This is a genomic window from Sphingomonas sp. (genome assembly GCF_039594485.1).
Taxonomy (GTDB): domain Bacteria; phylum Pseudomonadota; class Alphaproteobacteria; order Sphingomonadales; family Sphingomonadaceae; genus Sphingomonas.
In genome coordinates this window covers 17905-26874 of the sequence record NZ_JBCNNI010000048.1, presented here as the reverse complement: position 1 = coordinate 26874, position 8970 = coordinate 17905, and the positions used below count along the sequence as shown (strand labels likewise).

The window sequence follows — 8970 nt, the reverse complement described above, 5'->3', positions numbered from 1 at the left end:
GGTGCACACGAGTATTGAGCATAGTCGAGATTGGTGCAGATCACTTCTGATATTGAACTGTCAGGAGCTGGCTGCACAACAGCCATTACGCCCAATCAACTGGTGCAGTCGTCTTCTGAAAATGACAACCGCTACCGCCAGAAAACCGGTCGTTTTTCTGGCGGTTGGTGTGCGCTGTGAGTGCCCCGTCGCTTCACGGCCAAAGACAGTTACGGTGGAGGCTTCGGGAAACTTCGGCAACAAATTAGCGTGGTGCCGGATACGATCAGCTTTGCGAAAGGGGGGGCTGACCATAGGCGTGGGTGGCGATGCGTTTGCTTACTCGTTTTCGGGACGTAGCGGTGCGGACTAGTGTCGCATCGCCGCGGGCAACGAAAAGCTTTTAAACCACCGTCCCGGTGAAAGCCCCAATAAGGGCCGTCATCCCCATCGCAAGGACACCCAGTAAAACCACCCGGATCATGGCGCGCCCGATCGGGGCGCCGCCCGCCTTCGCTCCAAGCGCACCCAGCACGCCAAGCAGCACCAATGCCGTTGCTGGTACCGCATAAAGCACAGCGCTATGCGGTGCTAATGCAGCGATCACGGGTAGGATCGCGCCGGCGGCAAATGCCAAGGCCGAGGATACCGCGGCCTGCATCGGCTGCGATGCGCCGTCGTCAGCAAGGCCAAGCTCATCACGGCGATGCGCTCCCAGAGCGTCATGTGCCATCATCTGTTCGGCCACCTGAATCGCTAGCGACGGCTCGACGCCACGCCCTTCATAGATTGCGGCCAGTTCCCGCGTTTCGGTCACGGGCGAACGTTCCAACTCGGCCGATTCCCGCGCAAGGTCAGCGTTCTCGGTATCCGCCTGCGAACTGACCGAAACATATTCGCCCGCCGCCATCGCCAGTGCACCCCCGACCAATGCTGCTACCCCCGCAACAAGGACTGTGCTCGCAGTCGAGCCTGGCGCGGCTGCGACACCGACGATCAGGCTTGAAACAGAAATGATTCCGTCGTTGGCACCGAGCACCGCTGCGCGAAGCCAGCCTGTACGGTGGACGAGATGATGTTCTCCTGGCGCGTGATCGATGGCGTCGGTCGTCATTGGCTATCCTAAAGTATGTCGAACTCGGTGAGCCGCCGAGTGGGCGGGAATTGGATTGTATTTGGCTCCGGACAGCAGTGCAGGGATGATGGAGCGATGTAGCTACGCCAGGTGCGTTGCGGCACGGGCCTGACGAACAGCTGACGAAAGCGATGGCTCCCGTAATTTCAAGGCTAGACCTCGAGTCGGACGCGAAACGAAGCACCCCCGCCTGTCGCGTTTTCGACGCTGACCGTTCCACCATGCGCTTCGGTCAACCGTTGCACGATGCCAAGGCCTAGGCCCGCTCCGGTAGAGCTGCGGCGATCCTTGCGCCAGAAGCGGTCAAACACGTGCGGAAGATCGACCTCTGCAATCCCCGGCCCGTAGTCACGGACCGTCAGCTGTGGACCGGGTCCCGCGCTTACGTCGATGGGCGTGACGCCGGGCGCGTGTGACAGCGCATTGTCGATCAGGTTGCGATAGATGCGGAAGATCGCTTCCGGGTGCCCGATCGCCGCGGTGTCGCCGAAGCTCTCGAAACGTAGATCACGCTGCGCCGCGAACACCTTTGGCGCCATCGCGGCCACGACGTCCCGGCCGATGTCGGCGATATCGATGGCAACGTGGCCATCGAGGGCCAGCGCGTCGGCTTGGGCGAGATCGAGCATCTGTTCGACGAGACGGGTCAGGTGCCGCGCATCGGCCTGCAGTTCGTCCCGTTGCTTGCCTGCGGGGAGCCGATCGAGCGATAGCTGCATGATCGACAACGGTGTGCGCAGCTCATGTGCGGCGTTGGCAGTGAACTCCCGCAGAGTCGCCATCGCTGCATCGAGCCGACCGAGCGCCCGATTGACGGCACTGACGAGCGTGTTGACCTCTCGCGGCTCACTCGGCTCCGAAAGGCGAAGCAGGGTGTTGTCGGGTTCCAGCGCGTCCACTTCGCGCTCGGCATGGCGGAGCGGTTGGAGCACCCGGCGGACGGCGAAGACGTTGAACAGCAACAGCAACAGCGACAACGGGATCAGCGGCAGCATCACGTGCTGAATGATCTCGTTCACGATCACCGGCACATAGGGGCGGATGCCGTCGCCCTCGAACTGCATCGCCAGCCATCGCCGCTCCTCGCCGCGATCGATCGCGCGAACGCCCGATATCCGATAGCCGCGAGGAGTCTGTTCGCGCCGCGTCCAGTCGACCAGGGTTGACGCGCCGTCGATCCCGGTTTCCCCTACCCGCCGGAGTTCGGGTGATCCCGGTTCGACATAGCGCGCGGACCAGGATTCGGCCCCCGGCGGTCCGGTTAGCAGGTCGGGCGACAGCACGCCGCCTGCCTGAGCCTTCGTCGCTTCAAGCGTCAGCAATTCCTGCGCGAGCGATTCGGGCTGGCGACTGTAGGTGAACACGACGATCCCGACATCGAGTGCTGCGAACAGCAGCGTGAACGCCGCCAGACGCGCCGCAATCTGTCGGAACAGCGTAGGGGGCCGTCGCCTTGGCCGAACCGCGTCCATCCTATTCACCAGATACGCTTGGCGCGAACAGCGCATAGCCGACGCCGTGCACGGTGCGGACCTGCACGTCCGCCCCGGCGGCGGTCAGGCGCTTGCGCAGCCGCGATACTGCCGCTTCCAACGCATTGGGCGTTACCTCGGCGTCCATCGCATATAGCGTATTCTCAAGCGCCGGCTTGGCGACGACGTGTCCGGCGCGGCGGAGCAGAACTTCGAGCAGGTTGATTTCACGCGGCGTCGCGTCGATCGCGACGCCGCCCACGTCGGCCGACCGTGAGGCACAATCGAGCACGACGTTGCCCGCGGCGAGCTGGGTGCCGAGCGACGCCCCGGGTCGTCGCAGCAGGGCACGACACCGCGCCGCGAGCTCGGGAATCTGGAACGGCTTCACCAGATAGTCGTCAGCGCCCGCGTCGAGTCCGGTGACGCGATCGTCGAGGCCACCTCGCGCGGTCAGGACAAGGATCGGCGTCGCATTCTTGTCCCGGCGGGAACGGCGGACGATGTCCAAGCCGTCTCCATCGGGTAAGCCAAGGTCGACCAGTAGCAGGTCATATGTCGCCACCTTCATCGCCAGCTCGGCGTCCTCGACGGTCTCGACCCAATCGACCGCGAAACCCTGCGGGATCAGGCCGTCCCGAACCAGGCTGCCGAGCCGGGCGTTGTCTTCAATCAGCAGCAGGCGCATGGTCGATGTCGGTCCCCGTTGGTGCACGTTTGTAGCCAGTGACCATCGCCAGCGGCAGGTTTTCCCGGTGCCGCACGCTCTCGACGATCGCACCGATGACATGCAGGGCTACCGCGCCGATCAGAACATTGGCGGCGGTTTCGTGCAACGTCTCGACCCAGCCCACACCCCAGAATTGGTCGAGCCCCATCATCCATCCGCTGGTCCCCACCGTCGCCAGCAGGACAAGGAGGACGACGATCATTGCGCCTCCGGCCGGGTTGTGCCCGATGTAGCGCGGCTCGCGCCGGGCAGCCATCGCGCGAAAATAGCGCAGCAACACGAACGGGCCTGGCACGAAGCTGGCGAATTGCGCGTAACGCCGGCCGATAACACCCCAGATCAGCCGGATCGCCAGCGCCGTGACGACAACGTAGCCGACATAGATATGCGGCGGCTCCTCATGCCGAAGGAACGTCAGGTTGGCGATCACACCTCCTACCACGGTCCAGTGAAAGATGCGGACGATCGGGTCCCAGACCTTGACCCTGCCGCGGTTGCGAGCAGGGTCTCGGGAAGGAGCCGCTGGAGCGACGTGGCTCATCGTCAGTCGACGTTGTTCTGAACGACCGCGCCGTTCACCGGGTTGAAATAGACCTCGGCGCGCTTGCCGTCCTTGGTGTGGGCGTAGATTTCGTAGCAGCTGCCGGACACCTGAAAGACCTTGACGTCGCGATAGCCCATCTTGGCGACGCGGCCTTTCATTTGTGCCGGCGTCATCCATTTGGCCTGAGGCGCCTTGGTGCAGACGGGCGACGCCATCGCCATCGGCGCAGCTGCGACGGCGGCGAGAAAGGCTGCGACCTTCAAGGGGGCAAATCGGATCATCGAACGAGCTCCTGTCAGAGGCGGGATAGCCTCGATGACCGGGAGATCGCAGCACCGCCTGACCGAAACCTGACGGCACAGCGAGTTTTTCCGACGGCTCGAGAATGCGGTTGCCGCGGACCTGTCAGGTCGTCGTCAGGACCGGGGTCGATAGCGGGGCAGCCGCACTTCCGGCGGCAATGGAGTATCGACCATGATGAAGTCCCTGATCGTCGCTGCCGCCGGTGCCGCGACCATTTTCGCCGTCAGCGTGACCGCCGCGCCGTCGGCGCCGACCCGCCCGCTAGCCGCCAGCACGCGGGCGAACCTCGAAGCCGCGATGCACGGGGAGGCTTATGCCAACCTGAAGTATCTGCGGTACGCCGACCAGGCGCAGGCGGCGGGAAAGCCCGAACTCGCCAAGCTCTTCCGCGCATCGGCCAACGTCGAGGCCAACGAGCACTTCGATCGCGAAGCGCAGGCGCTGCGGCTCGGCAGCAGCAACAATGTGAACCTCGAAGATGCCATGAAGGGCGAGCACTACGAGAATGTCACGATGTACGTGAATTTCGCCAAGGAGGCGGAAGCGGCCGGCGACAAGAAGGTGGCGCAGATGTTCCGCCAGATCGCGGTCGACGAAGGCACGCATTACGCGGCTTACAAGGCTGCCCTGGCAAAGCTCCCCCGTCGCTAAGCCAGCTGCAGGCGCCGGCCCGGCCATCCCCCCGGCGGGCCGGCGCATCAAATCGGGATCGTTCGATAGGTTTTTAACACACGCCCGCCGAATGGGGCCTGAAAGAGCGCTCAGTGCCCTAATCGCGCAACATCAATTCGAACGCGAGATTTTCAACAGCCACGACCGGTTGCGACACCAAATATCGTTATTGTGGTGAGTTCGACCGACAGGGCCAAGTCTCGCTCATTGCGCGCTCTGCGCCCGCCATCATGTGCTTGTCGTGGAAGTAGGTGTTGACATCCGCCCAGCGCACATAGGCGGTCCGTAACCGATGACGATTGTAACGAGGTGGATCACAGACCCTCTGCTGGGCGATCATCATGTCAACTATGCCCTGGAGGTAAGCTCCGCAGCCCGGCTCGCCTGCCCGGCAGCTCGTGAGCAGCGCCAGACCCTGCATATCGCTTGGTGTTTCGTCTTGAGCGAGCGCGCCTGTAGGCGCCAGCGCGGCTGCGGCGAACAGCGCCGTCCACCAGTTCCGTGTCATAGGTCAGCTCCGTTGCACATTCGTTTTGTCCAATGCTGCACGGAGCCCGCGTGCGAGCTTCTGAGCATCGTCGTTCGCCCAGAAGTGCATGAAGAAGAGCCGGGGCTGGTCATCCAGCATGTGATTATGGAGCGCGGTCACCTCGATGCCGCCAGCGCGTAGCGCGCGGAGCACGGGATCGACCTCGGCCGCGGTGAGCACAAAGTCGCCGGTGATCGCCGCCCGGCCGGAGCCAGTCGGCTGAAAGTTGATCGCGGTCGCGGTGCCCATGGACGCTGGCGCGGGCATGCCGCCATCGCTCAGTTTCTCCGCGCGCGGAAAGCTGAACTGATACACGCCGCCGTTGGGCTTGCCCTTGCCATCCATCAGCCGGTCGAGCGCGGCGGTGTCGAGGGCGATTGGCGGCGACGAGCCCGCGCCAGCGGACGGCGGCTGCGAGTCCCTTGATGGTGCCGTCATCGGTGTACGGCTGGCGGCGAGCGCTTCGCGGAGGGCGGTCGCGAGCTTCACGGGGTCACCATGGCCGCCGATGTGCATGTACATGGTCGCGGGCGCGGAACGGAGCAGATGGTTGTGGAGCGCGGTGATCGTGAAGCCGGATGCCAGCAAACGGCTCATGACCGGATTTACCTCCTCATGCGTCAGCACGAGGTCGCCCATGATCATTACTTGGTCGCCCATGGGGTGGAACGCCGCCCAGGAGCCGAGGGCGAGCGCCGGCTTGATTGTCACACCGTCGAGCTGAACGTTCAGATCACTGCGGGGGAAGCCATAACGGCGAACACCATCGGGCTGCGTCGTTCCGGCTCGGCCAAGGCTCTTGTCCACGAGCGCCCACCTGTCGCGGTTCGCCTCGGGCGGTGCCGCTTGCGGGTTTGTCTGGGCGGCGGCTGGCGCAGCGAGCGCGATCGCCAGCGGGAGCAACAAGTGACGCAATGCTTCTCTCCTCGATCTCAATTGGTTTGTCGGCATGGGAAGCGTTGGCGTAGCGTCATCGTCACACCCGCCAACCGGGGCAGGTTGGCTGCATGACGGTTCTCTGCCGCCCACGCCAGGAAGATACGGCTCAGCTCGTCCGCTTGAACGCCTCGCCCGCAGATTCCGGCTTCGCTGCCGCCGTTGCCGAAAGCGGAAAGCGTCTCAGCGGCACCAGCGAGATACGCCTCGCAGCGGCCGTTCGCCTTCCTGTTCGTCTCGTCGGCACACGTCCGGTAGAACTGCGCTACCGTCTCATAGCGTGGTTGGGCCGGGGCAGACGAGGCCGCTGAGCACGGCAGCATGGCGGCAGTACCTGATCCAACGGCACGCATCGCGGTCTCCTCCTCCAAGTTTTAGCTCATCCAAGTAAACGATACAAGTGTACGTTCGTTGCGTCACTATGTTACAGGTGCTTCATGCCTGATGTTTCCTCGCCTGAGCCGCGCGACTGGCTGCTGCTGATCCCACAGCTTCCGTCCAAGCCCGCCTATCTGCGCGTGCGGGTATGGCGGCGCTTGCAGGCGATGGGAGCCGCCCCGCTCAAGAATGCCGTCCACGCGCTCCCTGCTCGCGACGACACCCGCGCGCTCTTCGAGGAACTCAGAGCGGAGATCACCGCCGGGGGCGGCGAGGCGCTGATCCTGGAGGCCCGGCTGGTCGAGGGGATGGTTGACGCGGAGCTTCGCGCCTTGTTCGACGCAGCCCGCGACGCGGATTACGAGGAGTTGGCGCGCGAAGCGCGGACGATCGCCGAGGCGGAATACGTGTCGTCAGCCGACGTTCGGCGCCTGCGTAAGCGCCTGGACGAGATCGCAGGGGTCGACTTCTTCGGGGCGCACGGACGGCAGGCGGCGGACGCCGCGATGACCCAAGCGGAGGGTCGCGCCGGCCGCCACCCCGACGTGAGCGGACCGGGAGCGCCGGAGCTGACGCCCGTGGAGCTGAAAGGCCGCACTTGGGTCACACGCCGTCACGTGCATGTCGATCGCATCGCGTCGGCCTGGCTCATACGTCGGTTCATCGACCCGAGCCCCAGCTTCAAGTTCGTGGATGGCAAGGACTACCAGCCCGAGCCCGGCGAGCTTCGCTTCGACATGGCGGACGCGGAGTTCACACACGAAGGCAACCGCTGCACCTTCGAAACGCTGACATATCGGACGGGGCTCGATGGCGATCAGGCGCTCGTTGCGCTTGCCGAGATCATCCACGACCTCGACATCGCCGACGACAAGTTCGGTAGGCCGGAAACCGCCGGCATCGCTGCGCTCATCAACGGCATCTGCGCGGGCACCGACGTTGACGTTGAGCGCATCGCCCAAGGGTCAGGCGCGCTCGACGGCTTCTACGCACATTTCACCAAGCGACGCGGCGCATAAGGGGAGCAGGACATGTCAAGCATCGAACATCCTGTCCCGGCGGGCGCGGCCCTGGATGAAGCCCGGCCGCCAGAGCTAAGTTATCCCGCGCTATTCCTGCGCTTCTTGCGCTTCGGCATGATGGCGTTCGGCGGACCCGTGGCACAGATTGCAATGATCCGGCGCGAACTGGTGGACGAGGAGCGCTGGATACCCAGCGACCGGTTCAACAAGCTCCTCGCGGTCATGCAGGTGCTCCCCGGGCCCGAAGCGCATGAACTCTGCGTTCATCTCGGCATCCGCGCCAAAGGACGGCTGGGGGGCCTTCTCGCAGGACTCGGCTTTATGTTGCCGGGCCTCGTGCTCATGCTCGCGCTCGCCTGGGCGTACACGCGGCTCCCGATCCAAGGAACGCTCCTCGGAGCCGCATTCCTAGGCGTCCAAGCAGCGGTGATCGCCGTCATTGTCCGCGCGGTCCATCGCATCGGTGAGCACATCTTGCTCGACCCGTGGCTGTGGGCCGCAGCAATTGCGGCGGCGGCTACATCGCTCGCTGGCGTCAGCTTCTGGATCGTGCTTCCGGCGGCCGGCGCGGCCTACGCGCTCGGCTCCACCGGGCGCTACGCCTTGGCTACGGTCGTGGTGTCTCTCGCAGTCGGCATGGCGGCCCTCACCTGGGGGGGAGGCCCGGAAGCCACGGGAGCCGCTGCCGGCGCTCTGGGACCCGCTCCCACCACCGCCGCCCTGTTCTGGGCCGGGTTGAAGGGCGGGCTCCTCACCTTCGGCGGAGCCTACACCGCGATCCCGTTCATCCGGAACGACACGGTGGGACGGGGCTGGATGACCGACGCGCAGTTCCTCGACGGACTTGGCCTTTCGGGCATCCTGCCGGCTCCGCTCGTCATCTTCGCCACTTTCGTCGGTTGGATCAGCGGCGGGCTCGCGGGCGCGCTAGCGATGACGGCTGGCATGTTCCTTCCCGCCTTCGCCTTCTCGCTCCTGTTATACGATCGGCTGGAAGCCGTGGTCGAGCACAAGCGGTTGCAGCTCTTCCTTGCTGGGGTGGCGGCCGGCGTTGTCGGCCTGATCGTGGTGACGGTCCTCGACCTCGCCCGGACTACGGCCGCGCGCACCCCGAGCCTAGTCACCAGCGCGCTCATCTTCGCTGTCGCGCTCGGGGTCATGTACCGCTGGAAGAACAAGCTCGCCACGCCCGTCGTGCTGGCGATCGGGGCTGCGATCGGCGTGGTTGGCCTGAGCTAGTCGACAAGCCACCGCAGCCCAGAGCCTCACC

General features: G+C 64.8%; 12 protein-coding genes. 4 read left to right on the top strand and 8 right to left on the bottom strand.

The window, feature by feature from the left end:
• Window positions 1-33 precede the first annotated feature (33 nt).
• Window positions 34-180, top strand: a complete 147-nt coding sequence (locus tag ABDV78_RS17715; RefSeq protein ID WP_343528802.1) for an NTP-binding protein — start codon at window positions 34-36, stop codon at window positions 178-180.
• 202 nt (window positions 181-382) lie between these two features.
• Here ABDV78_RS17715 and ABDV78_RS17710 read toward each other — a convergent pair whose 3' ends face one another.
• From ABDV78_RS17710 to ABDV78_RS17690, 5 genes are all read right to left on the bottom strand, one after another.
• Window positions 383-1093 (bottom strand): VIT family protein, encoded by a 711-nt coding sequence (locus ABDV78_RS17710; RefSeq protein WP_066707260.1) that lies wholly within the window; start codon window positions 1091-1093, stop codon window positions 383-385.
• A 173-nt stretch (window positions 1094-1266) separates the two neighbouring features.
• The gene (locus ABDV78_RS17705; RefSeq protein WP_211250653.1) at window positions 1267-2586 is read right to left on the bottom strand and encodes a HAMP domain-containing sensor histidine kinase; all 1320 of its coding nucleotides are present in this window, start codon (window positions 2584-2586) and stop codon (window positions 1267-1269) included.
• A gap of 1 nt (window position 2587) precedes the next feature.
• Window positions 2588-3274: a response regulator transcription factor gene (locus ABDV78_RS17700; RefSeq protein WP_066707257.1), complete on the bottom strand. Its 687-nt coding sequence runs from the start codon at window positions 3272-3274 to the stop codon at window positions 2588-2590.
• The gene (locus tag ABDV78_RS17695; protein WP_066707281.1) at window positions 3255-3857 is read right to left on the bottom strand and encodes a cytochrome b/b6 domain-containing protein; all 603 of its coding nucleotides are present in this window, start codon (window positions 3855-3857) and stop codon (window positions 3255-3257) included. Before ABDV78_RS17695 ends, ABDV78_RS17700 begins: the two co-directional genes overlap by 20 nt.
• A 2-nt stretch (window positions 3858-3859) precedes the next feature.
• Window positions 3860-4123, bottom strand: coding sequence for a PepSY domain-containing protein (locus ABDV78_RS17690; protein WP_255266730.1), 264 nt, complete (start codon window positions 4121-4123; stop codon window positions 3860-3862).
• 211 nt (window positions 4124-4334) lie between these two features.
• Here ABDV78_RS17690 and ABDV78_RS17685 point away from each other — a divergent pair, with 211 nt between their 5' ends.
• On the top strand, window positions 4335-4814 hold the full coding sequence (locus ABDV78_RS17685) for an acyl-ACP desaturase (protein WP_051693705.1): 480 nt from the start codon (window positions 4335-4337) through the stop codon (window positions 4812-4814).
• A gap of 187 nt (window positions 4815-5001) precedes the next feature.
• Here ABDV78_RS17685 and ABDV78_RS17680 read toward each other — a convergent pair whose 3' ends face one another.
• From ABDV78_RS17680 to ABDV78_RS17670, 3 genes are read right to left on the bottom strand one after another with little or no spacing between them, the layout of a single operon-like run.
• Window positions 5002-5343: a Rap1a/Tai family immunity protein gene (locus ABDV78_RS17680; RefSeq protein WP_088183015.1), complete on the bottom strand. Its 342-nt coding sequence runs from the start codon at window positions 5341-5343 to the stop codon at window positions 5002-5004.
• Between the two features lie 3 nt (window positions 5344-5346).
• The gene (locus tag ABDV78_RS17675; protein ID WP_242122070.1) at window positions 5347-6279 is read right to left on the bottom strand and encodes a DUF1259 domain-containing protein; all 933 of its coding nucleotides are present in this window, start codon (window positions 6277-6279) and stop codon (window positions 5347-5349) included.
• Between the two features lie 17 nt (window positions 6280-6296).
• On the bottom strand, window positions 6297-6671 hold the full coding sequence (locus ABDV78_RS17670) for a Rap1a/Tai family immunity protein (RefSeq protein WP_088189746.1): 375 nt from the start codon (window positions 6669-6671) through the stop codon (window positions 6297-6299).
• 66 nt (window positions 6672-6737) lie between these two features.
• Here ABDV78_RS17670 and ABDV78_RS17665 point away from each other — a divergent pair, with 66 nt between their 5' ends.
• Together ABDV78_RS17665 and chrA are read left to right on the top strand one after the other, a co-directional pair.
• Complete coding sequence (locus ABDV78_RS17665; RefSeq protein ID WP_242122069.1) at window positions 6738-7697, top strand: chromate resistance protein ChrB domain-containing protein; 960 nt, start codon at window positions 6738-6740, stop codon at window positions 7695-7697.
• Window positions 7698-7709: 12 nt separating this feature from the next.
• Window positions 7710-8939 (top strand): chromate efflux transporter, encoded by a 1230-nt coding sequence (chrA, locus tag ABDV78_RS17660; protein WP_083956697.1) that lies wholly within the window; start codon window positions 7710-7712, stop codon window positions 8937-8939.
• Window positions 8940-8970: the final 31 nt, after the last annotated feature.